The 16,069-nt window shown below is 44.7% G+C and carries 11 protein-coding genes; 7 read left to right on the forward strand and 4 right to left on the reverse strand.

The features are described 5' to 3' along the window. Positions 1-95: 95 nt before the first annotated feature. From ACYQ4O_RS04890 to ACYQ4O_RS04920, 7 genes are all read left to right on the forward strand, one after another. Entirely contained in the window at positions 96-2,426 is a 2,331-nt protein-coding gene (locus ACYQ4O_RS04890) for a phosphoethanolamine--lipid A transferase (protein WP_460174925.1), read from the forward strand. Between the two features lie 463 nt (positions 2,427-2,889). Next, complete coding sequence (grpE, locus tag ACYQ4O_RS04895; RefSeq protein WP_460174926.1) at positions 2,890-3,456, forward strand: nucleotide exchange factor GrpE; 567 nt, start codon at positions 2,890-2,892, stop codon at positions 3,454-3,456. 76 nt (positions 3,457-3,532) lie between these two features. Next, positions 3,533-5,446, forward strand: a complete 1,914-nt coding sequence (gene dnaK, locus ACYQ4O_RS04900; protein ID WP_277041746.1) for a molecular chaperone DnaK — start codon at positions 3,533-3,535, stop codon at positions 5,444-5,446. Between the two features lie 125 nt (positions 5,447-5,571). Next, a complete protein-coding gene (gene dnaJ / locus ACYQ4O_RS04905) occupies positions 5,572-6,723 on the forward strand; it encodes a molecular chaperone DnaJ (protein WP_066593931.1) in 1,152 nt (383 codons plus the stop codon). Positions 6,724-6,913: 190 nt separating this feature from the next. Next, entirely contained in the window at positions 6,914-7,603 is a 690-nt protein-coding gene (locus tag ACYQ4O_RS04910; RefSeq protein ID WP_460174927.1) for an AAA family ATPase, read from the forward strand. 16 nt (positions 7,604-7,619) lie between these two features. Further along, on the forward strand, positions 7,620-8,348 hold the full coding sequence (locus ACYQ4O_RS04915) for a pseudouridine synthase (RefSeq protein WP_460174928.1): 729 nt from the start codon (positions 7,620-7,622) through the stop codon (positions 8,346-8,348). 81 nt (positions 8,349-8,429) lie between these two features. After that, positions 8,430-9,212: a transporter substrate-binding domain-containing protein gene (locus ACYQ4O_RS04920; RefSeq protein WP_308514059.1), complete on the forward strand. Its 783-nt coding sequence runs from the start codon at positions 8,430-8,432 to the stop codon at positions 9,210-9,212. Between the two features lie 78 nt (positions 9,213-9,290). On the opposite strand, the gene ACYQ4O_RS04925 is transcribed toward ACYQ4O_RS04920, so the two are convergent. From ACYQ4O_RS04925 to ACYQ4O_RS04940, 4 genes are all read right to left on the reverse strand, one after another. Then, a complete protein-coding gene (locus ACYQ4O_RS04925; RefSeq protein WP_308514058.1) occupies positions 9,291-9,662 on the reverse strand; it encodes a NirD/YgiW/YdeI family stress tolerance protein in 372 nt (123 codons plus the stop codon). A gap of 192 nt (positions 9,663-9,854) precedes the next feature. Next, positions 9,855-12,950 carry an efflux RND transporter permease subunit gene (locus tag ACYQ4O_RS04930; RefSeq protein ID WP_460174929.1) on the reverse strand — a complete coding sequence of 1,032 codons (3,096 nt, stop codon included), beginning with the start codon at positions 12,948-12,950 and terminating at the stop codon, positions 9,855-9,857. Between the two features lie 2 nt (positions 12,951-12,952). Then, positions 12,953-14,059, reverse strand: a complete 1,107-nt coding sequence (locus tag ACYQ4O_RS04935) for an efflux RND transporter periplasmic adaptor subunit (RefSeq protein ID WP_308514056.1) — start codon at positions 14,057-14,059, stop codon at positions 12,953-12,955. Positions 14,060-14,376: 317 nt separating this feature from the next. Continuing rightward, complete coding sequence (locus ACYQ4O_RS04940; RefSeq protein ID WP_460174930.1) at positions 14,377-16,023, reverse strand: N-6 DNA methylase; 1,647 nt, start codon at positions 16,021-16,023, stop codon at positions 14,377-14,379. Positions 16,024-16,069 lie beyond the last annotated feature (46 nt).

The raw sequence follows: 16,069 nt of genomic DNA on the forward strand, positions 1-16,069 counted from the left end.
ACGTTTCTATGACTTAGCATAACAGAGGCTCGGTTCATACTAGAGATGACGATAGTTTCAAAAGTGAATAATCCGTGAAAAGTTTACCAAGGCTTGTGAAAGATCCTCAAAGGATCTCTGAAAAACCTGCAGCATCTGAGAGTAATCCTATTGTTTGGATGCTGTTGGTTCCGGCGTGGATTTATATTTTTATCGCATTATTTAGATCTAGTCCGATCGACCAATTTTTTGCATTTCCTTTTTACGAGGGCGCCGGAAAGTGGTACGGGGACTCCAATGTTTTGTTGTTCCGTACTATTTTGCATAAAGGGGGCAAAATCTTTCCGGTAATCGCCGGTGTCGGTTCACTGGTCTTGCTCCTGTCTTCCTACCTCTCGCTTGGAAAAACTCTGAAGCCTTATCGCAAACAGTTCACCTATGTCATCGTCGCCATTGTGACTTGCGCCTTGTCAGTGGTTGGAGCAAAAGCCCTGTCTTCTTCTCCATGCCCGTGGTCGTTGGAAATATTCGGAGGAAATCCCGTAGGGGCGGGCAGATGTTTTCCGGCCGGACACGCTTCGAGCGGATTCGCATTGTTTGCTCTATTTTTCGCTTTCCTCAGTTTGAAATTCTCTAAGTCTCCGGTTGGATCCGCTGGAAGAAGCCTTGCGTGCGGTTTGATCTTAGGCTCAGTAGTTACGTTAGGTTTGATTTTGGGCGTAGGCAGACAAGCTCAGGGGGCCCACTTTATCTCTCATACCGTAGCGACCATGTTTTTTGACTGGTCGATATGCGCATTTTTATATTTTTTATTTTTTCAGCCTCGAGTTTTTATTAAAAAGCCAACAGTGGTCTTAAGCGCCGGATCTTTTGCGTTAGCGGCTGCGGTCTATTTGGCATTCTTTCTGAACTTACCGTTTTTTTCTAAAGTATTTTCAGCTTTGCATTTTTCCTTTCAAGATCTGACGCTAATCTTTGCATTGGCTGTTGTTCTTCTGTGCATTATGTTTATCGGAGTAAGAATTTTATATTTCCGATGGATCATGAAGGCTGGGATACTTCTGTTCTCTCTGCTCGCTTCCGGAGCTCTCTACTTCAATTATGAGTTTGGAACCATCGTCAATACGGAGATGATGAATAATGCCTTTGCCACCGATACGGCAGAAGCTTCGGAACTTATTTCTTTCTCTTCTGTAGCAGAAATTATCTTTCTGACTTTGCCCGGATTGTTTGCTTTCTTGTTTATCAAGGTTAAGCGTCAGTCGTGGTTAAATTGGCTTGGACAGATATCATTAGCTCTCATCGTCGGACTGATGATGCTCTATGCTAATTTTCAAGGAATATCCTCTCTTATTCGTACGGAACCTGTCACCCGTAACCTCATAGCTCCTGCCAACGTGCTTAGTTCTACCTACAAAGCCCTGGTTAAAGAGTCTTCACCTTCAGCGCCCCGTGAAAGAGAAGTTATTGACCCTCAGCCTTCGTTAGGCAAAACTCATAATGGCAAAAAAGGGATGCTTTTTGTAGTTGTTGTAGGAGAAACTGTTCGGTTGGCTAATTGGGGTTTGGCCGGATATGAGAGACAAACGACACCTGAACTGAAGGCTAGAAATGTTTATGCTTTTAAGAAGACGATTTCTTGCGGAACCAGCACGGATGTGTCTTTACCGTGTATGTTCAGCCGCGTCGGAAGACAAAATTACGACAGAGAGAGGATTTTGCGGGAGGAAAGTCTTCTTCCTGTGCTCAAAAGAGCCGGAATGAACGTCTATTGGGTAGATAACCAATCAGGGAGCAAAGGCGTCAGTGACGGAGTCATGGAACTCCCTATTGATAAGAAATCCGTCGCTTCACTGTGCAGAGGCGGAAGATGCTTTGATGAAGCCCTCCTTGCCGGATTAGACGTCAGCAAAATATTAAAGTCGGGCGAGGATACCGTTATCTTTATGCATCAGTTGGGAAATCACGGACCTGCTTATTCCAAACGCTACCCCAAGACTTTCGAAAAGTACACGCCGGTCTGTGAGGATGAGCAACTTCAAAAGTGTTCTCGTCAGTCCATTATTAATGCGTATGACAATTCGGTTTTATACACAGACCACTTCTTGGCCGGCGTAATTGATTGGCTTAAAGGAATGAAAGGAATGGACACCGGCCTTCTCTATGTGAGCGACCATGGAGAAAGCCTGGGAGAGAACAATCTCTATCTGCATGGTGCTCCTGAATTTATGGCACCGAGCGTTCAAAAAGAAGTTCCAATGATCCTTTGGCTTTCGAATAGCTTGGAAGAGAGACTTAAACTCGATACAGCCTGCTTTAGAAAGGTCTTGGACAAAGAAGCAAGCCACGATAACCTTTACTCTTCTTTGTTGGGCCTGTTGGATGTGAAGTCAATAACTTACGACAAGTCTCTGGATTTTACGAGTCAGTGTAGGAAAGAAGATTAGAAGAGGTTTAACTGCTTGCAATTCGGGCTCTTCCGGTTGTATTGCTTGGACAAATACAAGCTGGAGATGAACACCTTTCGGATGAATCTTTTTAAGGACTTCACCGACGGACTATTCAGAGCAAAAAGAATTTTCCTTCAGCAAAACACAGTAAAAATCTGTGAATTGATACTTTCTCGCAGGCTTGCTCGTCTTTTCTATGCTTCTTGGAGAAAGAGCTGCAGAGAAGCTTTACTCCTTGATTCCTAATAGTTTTTTTACTTTGGAAACAAATGTTTTCAAAACGCGGATCCTCCAAAGCAAAGGATGGCTTAATTCGGGTGGGTCGTTTAAGGGTTTCCATCTAAGTGGTTTAAAGTGTATTCATGCAAGGTTGAAAAATATGGCGTTGTCACCATATGCAACCTTATAGAGACGAGATACTTTATTTTTCGTCTTGCCTCCTTAATTTACGGAGTGTTGAATGCAAGAAAATAGATTCGATCAAAATAAACAGACCATGGAAGGAAAGGAAGCTCCAGGCGCCGCTGAAGAAGCAGTGCAGGACCAAGCACCCGAAGTGCCGGAACTCCCCGAACTCGATCCCGCTAAAGAGTTGGCAGCTGCTGAGGCCAAAGCAGCTGAGAATTACGATTTATATGTTCGTGCCGTTGCTGAGGCAGATAACGTCCGCCGCCGCGCCGCAGAAGACGTAGCCAAAGCCCGCAAATTTAGTATTGAAAAATTTGCAGAAGCTATGCTCCCGGTTGTCGACAGCATGGAAAAAGCCTTGGAAGCTTGTGCTAACGAACAAGGACCTTTGAAAGAAGGTCTGGAAATGACTTATCGGCAACTGAAAAGTGCCTTGGAAAATAACGGGATGAAAGAAGAGAATCCGGTTGGTCTCAAATTTGATCCCAATACCATGCAGGCAATAACAATGGTGAAAGATCCTGCAGTCCAATCGGGCTGCGTTGCCCAGGTGTTCCAAAGAGGCTGGAAAATTGCCGATAGGGTACTAAGACCCGCAATGGTGGCGGTCGCTCAATAAAGGACTTGTTTTTTTAAGAATCGTCTCAATATTGAAAATAGAACGGGGTTGAAAGCCCCAATGTGAGGAAAATAGAATGGCAAAAATTATTGGTATTGACCTTGGCACAACCAACTCGGCTGTTGCTGTCGTTGAAGGTGAAAAGGTCCGTGTTATCGAAAATAGCGAAGGCGCTCGTACAACACCTTCCATCGTTGCTTATTTGGAAAACGGTGAAGTTTTAGTCGGCGCTCCTGCTAAACGCCAAGCTGTTACAAATCCGGCAAACACATTGTTTGCTATTAAACGTTTGATCGGCCGCCGCTACGACGACAAAGAAGTTCAAAAAGATATCAGCTTGATGCCTTATAAGATTATTAAGGCACCTAACGGTGACGCTTGGGTTCAGGTTCTTGGCGACAAGGATTTGGCTCCGCAGCAGGTTTCCGCTGAAATTCTTCGCAAGATGAAACAAACTGCTGAAGATTATCTTGGTGAAAAGGTTACAGAAGCCGTTATTACAGTTCCTGCTTACTTCAATGACTCCCAGCGTCAAGCTACAAAAGACGCCGGTAAGATCGCTGGTTTGGATGTTCGCCGTATCATTAACGAACCGACAGCTGCTGCTTTGGCTTTCGGTATGGATAAAGGCGGCAAGGGCGACCGCAAGATCGCTGTTTATGACCTCGGCGGCGGTACATTCGATATCTCCATTATTGACTTGGCCGATGTTGACGGTGAAAAACAATTTGAAGTTTTGTCTACCAACGGCGATACATTCCTCGGCGGTGAAGACTTTGACCAAAGAATCGTTGATTATGTAATCGGCGAATTCAAGAAAGATACAGGCATTGACTTGAGCAAGGATATTTTGGCTCTCCAACGTTTGAAAGACGCTGCTGAAAAGGCCAAGATTGAATTGTCCAGCCGTCAGGAAACTGAAATCAACCTTCCTTACATCACAGCTGATGCAACAGGTCCGAAACATTTGAACATCAAACTTACACGTTCTAAGCTCGAAAGCTTGGTCGAAGATTTGATCCAAAGAACTATTGAACCTTGCAAGAAGGCTCTTAAGGATGCCGGTGCAACAGTCCAAGACATTTCCGACGTTATTTTGGTTGGCGGTCAGACACGTATGCCTGCCGTTCAGGAAGCTGTTAAGAAGTTCTTCGAAAAAGATCCTCGTAAAGACGTTAACCCTGATGAAGCCGTTGCTATCGGTGCTGCAATTCAGGGTGCTGTTCTTTCCGGCGACCGCAATGACGTATTGTTGTTAGACGTGACACCGCTTACCCTCGGTATCGAAACACTTGGTGGTGTTATGACTCCGATGATCAAGCGCAACACAACAATTCCTACAAAGCACAGCCAGACATTCTCTACAGCTGAAGACAATCAGCCTGCCGTAACTATTAAGGTTTACCAGGGCGAACGTGAAATGGCTGCCGATAATAAGCTTCTTGGAGAATTCAACCTCGAAGGTATTGCTCCGGCTCCGCGTGGTTTGCCTCAGATTGAAGTTACCTTCGATATCGACGCAAACGGTATTCTTCACGTTTCCGCTAAGGATAAAGCTACCGGCAAGGAAAACAAGATCACTATTAAGGCAAGCTCCGGTTTGACTGAAGAAGATGTTGAAAGAATGGTTGCCGATGCTGAAGCTAATAAGGCTGAAGACCGCCGTCGTGTTGAATTGGCAACTGCACGTAACAATGCTGATGCTGCAATTCACCAGGTTCAGAAGACTCTTGCTGACCTTGGCGAAAAGGTTGAAGCTACTGACAGAGCCGCTTGCGAAGCTGCTATCAAGGAACTTGAAGAAGCCGCAAGAGGTGAAGACAAAGACCTTATCGTTAAACGTACTGAAGCTTTGAACACTGCCGCTCAGAAGATCGGTGAAAAACTGAACGCTCAGCAGGCTCAGCCTGGTGCACAGCAGCAACAAGGCGGTGCACAGCAGCAGAAGAAAGATGACGACGTAGTTGACGCTGATTTCAAAGAAGTCTAATCAGTAAAGTTGAACACGATAGCGTTATCATTTAGATAATAAAAATTAGGGTCGCTCCTGCAAGGGAGCGGCCCTATTGACTACACTAAACTATTCAAATTTCGCTTGTATAAAGAGATTATTCAATGGCAGAAGCTGAACTCGATTATTACGAAGTTCTGGGTGTAGAAAGAACCGCTACCCAAGAAGAAATCAAAAAGAATTATCGTCGTCTGGCGATGAAATACCATCCGGATCGCAATCACGGAGATAAAGCAGCTGAAGAAAAATTCAAACAGGTCGGTGAAGCCTACGAGGTTTTGAGCGATCCTCAGAAACGTGCTGCATATGATCGCTACGGTCATTCCGCATTCGGAGGCGGTCAAGGCGGCTTCGGCGGATTTGAAGGCGGATTCGGAGGCTTCTCTTCTGCGGGCTTTGACAACATTAACGATATCTTTGCCGACTTCTTCGGTGGTCAGGCAAGATCTCGCGGCGGAAACCGAAATATGCGCCGCGGTGAAGATTTACAGTATGAAATCGAAATCACACTGGAACAAGCAGCCGAAGGTTATGAAACGGAAATTCTCGTTCCTACCTGGACAAAATGTGAAGAATGCGACGGCACCGGCGCTAAGAAGGGCACTAAACCTAAACAATGTCCGACTTGTCATGGCGCAGGCAGCGTAAGAGTAGGAGCAGGTTTCTTCCAAGTTGAACAGACTTGTCCTACCTGCCATGGAAAAGGAACTGTCATCGATAAGCCTTGTCCGAAATGCCATGGGACAGGTTGGAAGGAAGAAAGGAAGAAGATTCAGGTTCAAATTCCTGCAGGTATTGACGACGGCCAGAAGATTCGTCTTGCAGGCCGCGGGTATCCCGGTGAAAACGGCGGCTCCAACGGAGACTTGTATGTTGTAGTTTCTGTTAAACAGCACGACATATTTGATAGAGACGGTGCCGACTTGCACCTTGAAATGCCGTTGAGCTTTGCTCAGGCCGCTCTTGGCGGCGAACTTGAAGTTCCGACATTGAACGGTAAGCTAACCTTGAAGATTCCTGAAGGAACTCAGTCCGGTAAGATTTTCCGTCTGAGAGGAAAGGGTATTAAGAGCTTGCGTACCAGCAATTTCGGTGACCTTTATGTTCATACAGCCGTTGAAACACCGGTTAACTTGACTGATGAACAAAAAGAAATTTTGAAGAACTTTGAGGCAACTCTCCATAAAAGTAAGAGAAGCCATCACGCACCTGAGAAAAAAGGATTTTTCGACAAACTAGGCGACTTGTTTAAGTAAGTTCGCTTGTCGTTTAATTCTCTCAGCCTCCATTGGAAAATGACTTTGGAGGCTTTATTTTTGCCGAGATTCCTCTGTCGGTTGGTTAACGGCCCGAAACACTTTCACGTTTGAGTCTTCCCAAAATTGCCGATATCCGAAAGATCAAGAAGTCAGCGTAGTAGCCTGATTGGAACTTTTGGAGCTGGTTATGAAAGAAGATTTTAGTTGGGTTAACTTTTATCCTGCAGTTTGCAATGGCATAAAGAAATATGCATCAGACAGAAGAGCCTTGGTAGCTTTTCTTTTTGAGAAACTTCCTGAAGAAACAACTTATTTGCATAATCCTGAAGGTGTAAAGGTTACGGACATTGATCCGTTCACTTTTCTTGGCGTTATGAACCGCCACATTTCTGATGCCAAGAAATCCTTAGTTGCTCAGGCTTTCAAAGAGTTCTTTGATGTAAAGGAACCGACACCTCAAAATTTTCATGGAATTCCTCCATTAAGCAATGAAAACTCAATGTTCTTTTCATTTAAGGACGGGAAAACTGCTGAGGACATTCAAAATCTTTGGAATTTTTTCCTTGCATTGCTTGATAACAGCCAAGATGTCGGCTCAATGTTTGATCGCCTGACGACGACTCAGTATGGAATTAAGTTCAATTTGACGATTGGCATGTATTGGGTATGTCCTGCCGTTTATTTTCCATTGGACGGTCCGAGCCGGCGGTTTTTGCAGGATCACGGCATCGCCGTGGGTCACAAGGTTCCTTCTTTTGCGGAATACAAAACGATTATTGAAGAGGTTAAGAGCAAAGTTTGTGAGAAACCATTTAATAAGGAAAGTTTTGCGAAAATAACGAGATCAATTTTCTTAAACGATATTGCTAAAAAATAACCGAAAGGCCGGATAGATGTCTGTGGAGATTCTGTATCAGAACGAAAGATTTGCTGTGGTGAATAAGCCTGCGAAAATGCTCGTGCACAAAACTGAAATTGCCAACGGCGATACAGAGTTTCTTTTACAGAACGTACGGGATCAACTCGGACGAAAGGTTTGGCCTTTAACTAGGCTTGATAGAGGTACCTCGGGAGCAATCATTTTTGTCTTTAGTCCGGAAGATGTTGCCTTTTTTAATGCAAATGTCTGCATCGAAAAATTCTATTTCGTAGTAGCCAGAGGATTCGCACCGCAAGAAGGTACTATTGATCATGCTCTCCGTCCGCCGGTAGACCCGTATTTAAGAACACAGAAAACGGAACCCCAGGAAGCTGTCAGTCACTTCAAAACGATTGCAGTCGGTGAGGTTCCGGTTCCGTTAGGAAAATATGACAAAACCAGACTGTCGCTTATTCGGCTCTGGTTGGAAACGGGACGACAGCACCAGATTCGTCGTCATCTGAAATGGCTTGCTCATCCGGTAATCGGTGATGCGACATACGGTAAAGGAAATCTCAATAGAGCACTGTATGAGTATTTTGGAATATCCAGAATGCTTTTGCATTGTGCCTTATTGAAAATCCAGCTTCCCGGTGCAGCATCGCTGACTGTCCAAGCTCCGCTAGATGATGAATTTAAAAAAGTTTTGGATCGTATGGGGTGGTCAGAGAACTACAAAGCAGATATTGATGCGCTGAGTTAGGGAAAACCTTTTTTCGTTTTTTTCTAATGGGCATTTTTTCGCAATATATTTAAAAGGTATAAGTTTTTGACCTTACCCATCATGAAAAAAATTATCTTCCCATTGGCCTTGGCCGCAGTGGCTATGGCTGTTTCCACCGTTTCAATGGATGTCTCCGCTCGCTCTTTAGCTCAGATTAAAGAAAGCGGAGTTCTTAAAGTCGGCTCTACCGGCGATTACAAGCCAATGAGCTACCTCAATAAAGAAACCGGCAAATATGAAGGTTTCGACGCTGAAATGGCGGAATCTCTGGCTAAATATTTAGGTGTTAAGCTCGAGTACGTTCCGACGAAGTGGAAGACTCTTCAGCAAGACACAATGGACGACAAGTTTGACGTGGGCATCAGCGGTATTACTGTTACCGACGCACGCAAGAAAGTGATGACCATGTCTGACGGCTATCTCACATTCGGCAAAACTATTCTTGTCACTAAAGGCAAAGAAGGACAGTTTAAGTCTCTCGCTGATGTCAACAAGCCTGAAGTTAGAGTCATGTACAACCCGGGTGGAACAAACGAAAAGTTTGCTAAAGAATCCACTCCGAAAGCTCAGCTCACAATGCATGAACATAATGCTGAGATTCCGGGCTTAGTCGGTGAAGGTAAAGCTGACGTCATGATTACCGAAACGATGGAAGCTCGCCGTTATGTCAAAGACAATCCTAAGCTGGCAGCTCCTTTAGTTGATAAGCCGTTTACGGAAAATCATTTCGGCGTTTTGATGAAACAAGGCTATCCGAAACTTGAAGAAGCAGTCAATGACTGGATGAAGAAGGTCAAGGCTGACGGAACAATGGACAAGTGGGAAAATCAATACATAAAATAAGATTTAATTGATCCAAAAGAGGAGCCGAAGGCTCCTCTTCTCAACTCTCATGGAGTATTTAGGATACTTCAATTTCTGCTATTGAAGCGGTTCAATATCAAAAACGTCCACGGATTTTGGCTGGACGACATCTTGATGGACTTCGCCTTGAACTTTAACCGGAGTGTTCTGGGAAATAACTTGTCCGACCATCAGTTCTTCCGGAACGTGAACAATGATCTTACCGGTCGAATCTTGGAATATATAGTCTTCGCCTCCGACAGCTTCAATCAAGTTGCCGTCTAGTTCGACGAGTTCGAAAGGAACGCCTCTGACGCCAACATCTTGAACTGTCTTATCGACTGGGCCGCTCCCGTTGAAAGCTGCCGTTTCGACTCCCTCAGCTTGCGCATTGCCGAGAACAAAGCCAAGGCCGAGCAAGCCGGTTGCAATAAGTGTACGTAATTGCATTCAGGTCTCCTTAAAAGTAAAAACCTGAGGGTCAAGATAGATTTTGAGAGTGTAAATAACGTTACCAAAGACCTTTTTCGGGCTATGGGACATAGGTTATTACGGTTTCCAACAAAAGGAGAGAATTTGTTACAGAGCGCTGTCCTGAAAAAAACGCTGCTTTGGAATTTCTCCTCAGCAGCGTGTTTCTCTCTAATTCTCTTGGACTTTCTTTTGTTTCTTGGAAACAAACCAAGTAAAGAACACGGGAATAAAGAACGTGGTGATGAAGGTAGCTGCTAACATTCCGCCAAGCACGCCTGTACCCATGGATTGTCTCGCAGCGGCCCCGGCTCCGGTGGCGGTAGCCAGAGGGATGACGCCGAGAATAAACGCCATGGAAGTCATCACGATTGGTCTGAGACGCAGTTTGGCAGCTTCTAAAGCAGCCTCTCGGACAGATTTGCCTTCATGCATCAGTTGAGAGGCGAACTCAACAATCAAAATTGCATTCTTTGCTGTCAAACCTACCAATACCAACAATCCGATTTGGAAATAGATATCGTTGTTGAATCCTCTGAAGTAAGTGGCAATAAGAGCACCGAGAATGGAATAGGGAACGGCCATAACCACGGCAATCGGGAGCGACCACCGTTCAAACTGTGCTGCCAAGATAAGGAACACAATGATCATGCCGAAAGCAAAAGCACTGGCCGAAGAGCTGCCCATGCGCTTCTCATGGAATGCTTGACCAACCCACTCAAGATGGTAGCCGCTTGGCAAGTTGGCACTGTGCGCTTCCACCGCGGTAATGAGGTCGCCGGTACTGTAGCCTTGCTCGGACTGTACGTTCATTGAGCCTGCTAAGAACCCGTTGACTCTTTTCAGAGATTCTGGTCCTGAGGTTCTTTCTACCTTTGTTAGTGCCGAGAGAGGAACCATTTGTCCGGTCGAAGAACGTACGTAGAGTTCCCCGAGAGCTTCAGGAGTCATTCTGAATTTTGCATCAGCTTGGATATAGACACGGTAAATCTTACCGATTCTTGTGAAGTCATTAACATATTTACCGCCCATGAAGTAAGCCAGAGTGTTATAGACATCTTTAATCGGAATATTCATGGCCAGGGCCTTGGCTTCATCAACTGTCAGGAATAACTGCGGGGCATCCGCTGATACCATGGAGCGGGCACTGCTGACGGAATCTTCCTTAACTAGAGCATCTCTGAAGTCTTGAGAGACTTGTTGAAGAGCCAAAGGATCGTCGCTTTCTCTGGACTGAATATAAAAATCCAAACCACCGGCTCGTCCTAATCCTCGGATAGGGGCAGGATTAACGGCTTGACCGGTTGAGTCTGATCGCTTGTTGATGAGATTTTGAAGTTTCTTGATGACTTCATTGGAAGTAATGCTTCTTTCTTCCCAAGGCTCTAACTGGACTAAAAATGTAGCGGCATTCGACTTAGTATCGTTTGCAATTGTGTCATTGGCAACCAGAACCGTGACCTGACGTACTCCTTCAATTTTGCGTATATCTTTAGAAATTTCATCGACCGTGACACCAGTACGGTTTAATGAAGCTCCCTCAGGAAGCTGGATCGCAAGGCGTGCCATTCCTTGGTCTTCCTTTGGAACAAAAGAAGTCGGAACAATCTGCAGAAACTCCCAAGAACCCCAAATTGCAATAAGCAAGGAAAGTGCGGCAAGCCATTTATTGCGAAGGAAAAAAGCAACTCCCGAAACAAAGAAACTTCTAAAGGCATTAAACCCTTGGTTGAAATAATCAAATATCTTCAGCGGCCTGTCTTTACGCTTGAGCAGAATGGCGCATAAAGCCGGAGTAAGGGTCAGAGCAACGAATCCGGATAAAACAACCGAAACGCCGATTGTTACGGCGAATTGTCTGTAAAGTTCACCTGCAATGCCTCCTAAGAAAGCAACCGGCGTAAATACCGTACTCAAGACCAAAACGATGGCAACAAGAGCACTGCCGACTTCTTTCATCGCCTTCTTACTGGCTTCCAAAGGGCTGAGATGTTCCGTGACCATTAAACGTTCAACGTTTTCCAGCACCACAATGGCGTCATCCACAACAATACCGATAGCCAGCGTCATCGCAAACAATGTCAGCGTATTAATGCTGAAGCCTAATGCCCAAAGCCCCGCTAAAGTTCCGATTAAGGAAACCGGCACGGCAAGCATCGGAATGATTGTGGCGCGCCAACTCTGCAGGAAGATATAGACGACAAAAAGGACGAGTAAAGCAGCTTCAAATAAAGTTTGAAGAACTTCGCTCAGAGCCGCTTCCACGAAGAGAGAATTGTCATCGGTAATGGTATAAGCAATATTTTCCGGAAAGCTTTGTGAAAGCTCCTTAAGCTTTGCCTTGACATCTTCAGCAGTTTGCAGGGCGTTAGCACCGGGCTGAAGATAGACGGCAACGGTAATGCTTGGATAGTCATTCAGGCGGTTGTAGGCTTCATAACTGCGGTTGCCGACTTCTACTCTGGCAATGTCCTTAATTCTCAGAATACCTTCTGCACCCTTTGAAACCAAAGTGATGTTGCCGAACTCTTCCGGTGTTAGAAGCTGCCCTTTGGTTCGAATGGTATAAACGAGCTGTTGGTCATCTTCATTAGGTGCGGCACCGACTTTACCTGCCGCATATTGCATGTTTTGTTGGTCAATGGCGTTATGAACGTCCATTGCGGTAATGCCGAGCTGCCCCATTTTCTTTGGGTCGAGCCAAATTCTCATGGCGCTCTGAGAGTTTCCGAAAACGTCTACGTCGCCGACGCCCGGAACTCGCTTAAGGTCGTCAATAACGTTTAGATTGACAAAGTCTGCCAGTTGAATGTTCTTCAGTTCTCCGTTGGGAGAGTAGAAGGGCACAATCATGAGAGTTTCTTCACTTCTCTTTCTAACGTTGACGCCGCCTTGACGAACCGTCTCAGGAAGCCGTCTTTCCGCAGATCGGACGCGGTTATTGATTTCCAGCATCGCATCATTAGGATCGGTTCCGACTTCAAAAGTACAGGTAATACGGACAGTACCGTTGGAGCGAAGAGATGTTTCGTAATACAGAAGACCTTCTACTCCGGATAGTTGATCTTCAATCGGGGCTGCCACGGTTTTTGCTAATGTCGCGGCGTCTGCTCCTTCATAGGTGGCGGAGACGAATACAACCGGAGGCGTAATTTCCGGATATTGTCCTACAGGCAGAAATCGGCCGGCCAAAAGACCTGCAATCACAATAATGATTGACATTACCGAGGCAAAAATTGGCCGGCGGATGCAAAATTGTGAAAGCATAATTATTTCTTCCCGGAAGCGTTATTGTCAGACACCTTATTTACGGCCGCTTTGTCTTTGAGCCTCTGGATATTGTCAATGATGACCTCGTCTCCGGCTTTAAGACCTCCCGTCACAATCCAGTCTTTTCCTGACCATTTGCCGACTGTGATCGGAGTAGCTCTGGCTTTATTGTCTTTTAACAGGTAAACGGAATAGGTTCCGTCAGACAACTGACGAATAGCTTTCTGTGGAATAAGGAAAACGCCGTTCTGCATGCCTAGAGTAAGACGTACTGTGACGTATTGACCAGGGAGCAGTCCTCCGACAGAAGGAATTTCTGCACTTAAAGAACGGGTTCCGGTTTTTGGATCAACCTGGACAGACGTAAAGTTGATTTTTCCCTCGACGGGCTCTTTTAATTTGTCATTAAAAACAAAAACCGGCGAATTTTCATTGATTTCGTAACCATGGAGTTGGCTGTCGCTTAACGAGAATCTGGCCTTCAAAACGTCTTCTTGAGTAATATCCGTTAACTGCGTGGAATTGGCCTGCACTAAAGTTCCGGGATTAACTAAGGAGCGACCGGCAACTCCGTCAACAGGAGCCTTGACCGTTGTATATCCAAGCGTGATTTTTGCTTCTTTTTCTTTTGCCAGAGCAGCTTGTAAATTCGCCTTGCTTACTTCATAAGAGGAAACTGCGTCTGTGTATTCTTTGCTGCTTACGGCTTTGACTTTGTGAAGTTCCGTATATCTTTTTGCTTCTCTTTGGGCTTGTTTTAAGTTCGCCTGAGCTTGCTGTGCAGCGGCTGCCGCACTTTCATAAACAGCTTCGAAGGGAGCCGGATCAATAATGAATAAGGGCTCTCCTTTTTTGACGGCCTGTCCTTCACGATAGACTCTTTCCAAGATAGGACCGGTTACCTGAGGATAAACCAACACGGCTTCATTGCCTTCGGTTTGACCAAAAACTTCGACCCAATAAGGTTGATTTGATGGTACTGCAGCTAAAGTATGAACAGGAATTGGTTTGGCTTTGGGTGCTGTTTTTTTCTCTTCTTGACACCCGCTCAAAACCATAGAGAGGAGAACTGCTCCAAAAATGCCACAACGGAAAAATTTATTCATGATTTTTTTTTGGATTGAAGGTTTTGATTACCAAGGATAACGCATTTGAAAGTCTCATTCCTTCTAGAGATCCGCGGTTGCAAATTGAAAATAAATTAACGAGATTCAATAATATCCCACGCACTCACGATGTGCGGGAAGGTTATGAAAAACAAACGTGAAAAATAATGAATTTTCGGTGTTTACCCAAACAGAAAAATGAAACTCGTTGATTTTTGAAGTTGATATTTTCTATTGGTTAATTAGAGGAAGCTGATGAGCTGAAGGAGATTTGTGGGCAGAAAAAAGGTGCGGGAGCCAGCCGCACCGATAATAATTTAAATATCCATATTTAGTTCTTGAATCTCTTTAGTCTTCCGACGAATCTCTTTAAGAAGTTGTACCTGCTGCACAAATTTTTCCTTTTCTTGGGTAATCTCATCTGCACCTGGTAAAGGGAAGGCTATCTGGCGAAGATCTTCCATCTTCAAAAGAGGGGCGCGAGTGCCGATGCTCAAGCTATTGAACCTTTCTTGAAGAGCTGAAGACCGAAGAAGTCGCATCAGGTAGAAAGGAGGTAAAAGCTTTTTAAACTCATCTTTTACTCGGAAAATAACAAAGCAGGAACTAGCTGTGCAGCCCTTATCCGGATATGTCCATAGCCCGCATTTCCAGTTTCCGCTCTTGATGCAAAGGATAACGTCTTCTTCTTCGAGGGTGGCTTGCAGTGCTCTCTTTTCTCCTTTCTTGGCAACGAAGAGGTTTTTTTGTGGCATTTCAATAAGACCGATTTCATCGATATCTTTGGGCAGAACTTCTTTTACGGTCATTGTCCAATTATCTTCATCTGCGGGAATTTCTTGAGCTCTGATGAGTTCAACTATCTCGCTTAGACGCATGAGATTTTCGGGCTTAACCTTAGAAAATAAATCGTTGCTTTTTGAGGTATAACGCTTAGGATTCAAATTAAAGTCATTCTGAATTAGCTCTTCTCGACTGGCAGAACCCGAATTTTGTGATCTCTCAAGCAGATCAAAACTTTCTAAGGAATCGTGCAATGTTCGTTTTCTGGTGAGAAAAGTCTTCTGATTTGATTTATCAATGAACCAAACTTCGTTTTCTGTACTCGGCGTGTTCAAGACCAAGAGTGCGAAATCACATCCCGAATCGCTCACTGAATTCGGAGGAAGCATGATGACCGCTTTTAGATTATTCCCTCCTATTAGGTCTTTCCGAAGCTTTCTGTCCTCTGTTGTTCTCATCCAAAGTAACGGAGCAGGAATCAAGAAAACCAGAGGGGCAGAAATCGCTTTCATAAAGGGTTCAATATTGAAACCGGCTGCATCGGGATTAGGAAAAACAAACGCTCCGGCATAGTTTTTCCCGTTCGTCGAAAATGCCGAACCTTCTTGGCTCACGGCGATATTCCGCTTAATCTTCCCTTTTGTTTTTTCAGCGGTAACGATTAAGTCGAGAAATTCCGAAGATAATTGATAAGAAGCGGAGAAGGGCACATAATCAACTTGTTTGCCTCTCAACGCTAGGGCAAAAGCGGTAGTCAGTCCGATATCTCCGAAACAAAGGAATTCTTGCTCATCTGAAACCTTCTGATTTAACGGTGACAAACAAAGCGAGATAGAGTCGGCAACAGGTCTTTGTAAATAAGAAAATAGTTTGTTGAACAAAGATATGTATTTCAAGATACTCCAGGCGCTTTTGGCTGGGGAAAATGATGATTCGGTAGTGCCGGAAACACTATGAACAAGTTCCAAAATATCCTCTTGATCCCTTGAGGGCATTTTGCCAAGCAAGAAAGTAGCTTTGGAAATTTGAACTTCGTAATCAGGAAGCTTTTCTTTAATGGCCGAGAAGAAGTTCGTGAGATTGCTGCTGAGGCTTTTAAATTCTATTTCATTTAGCCGAGCCAATGCTCTGAAAGCGATGACAGCTAAAGCAAGATTCATATTCTGTAAGGAAGGATTCATGCTGACGCCTTATATTGTTGTTATGAAAATGAAAAAATTACGGAGG

The sequence above is a fragment of the Turicimonas sp. TL08 genome, assembly GCF_054660695.1.

Coding starts and splice junctions, on each gene's coding strand:
- ACYQ4O_RS04930 (WP_460174929.1), bottom strand. CDS start 12,950: ATGCTTTCACAATTTTGCATCCGCCGGCCAATTTTTGCCTCGGTAATG.
- ACYQ4O_RS04915 (WP_460174928.1), top strand. CDS start 7,620: ATGTCTGTGGAGATTCTGTATCAGAACGAAAGATTTGCTGTGGTGAAT.
- ACYQ4O_RS04920 (WP_308514059.1), top strand. CDS start 8,430: ATGAAAAAAATTATCTTCCCATTGGCCTTGGCCGCAGTGGCTATGGCT.
- dnaK (WP_277041746.1), top strand. CDS start 3,533: ATGGCAAAAATTATTGGTATTGACCTTGGCACAACCAACTCGGCTGTT.
- ACYQ4O_RS04910 (WP_460174927.1), top strand. CDS start 6,914: ATGAAAGAAGATTTTAGTTGGGTTAACTTTTATCCTGCAGTTTGCAAT.
- grpE (WP_460174926.1), top strand. CDS start 2,890: ATGCAAGAAAATAGATTCGATCAAAATAAACAGACCATGGAAGGAAAG.
- ACYQ4O_RS04935 (WP_308514056.1), bottom strand. CDS start 14,059: ATGAATAAATTTTTCCGTTGTGGCATTTTTGGAGCAGTTCTCCTCTCT.
- dnaJ (WP_066593931.1), top strand. CDS start 5,572: ATGGCAGAAGCTGAACTCGATTATTACGAAGTTCTGGGTGTAGAAAGA.
- ACYQ4O_RS04940 (WP_460174930.1), bottom strand. CDS start 16,023: ATGAATCCTTCCTTACAGAATATGAATCTTGCTTTAGCTGTCATCGCT.
- ACYQ4O_RS04925 (WP_308514058.1), bottom strand. CDS start 9,662: ATGCAATTACGTACACTTATTGCAACCGGCTTGCTCGGCCTTGGCTTT.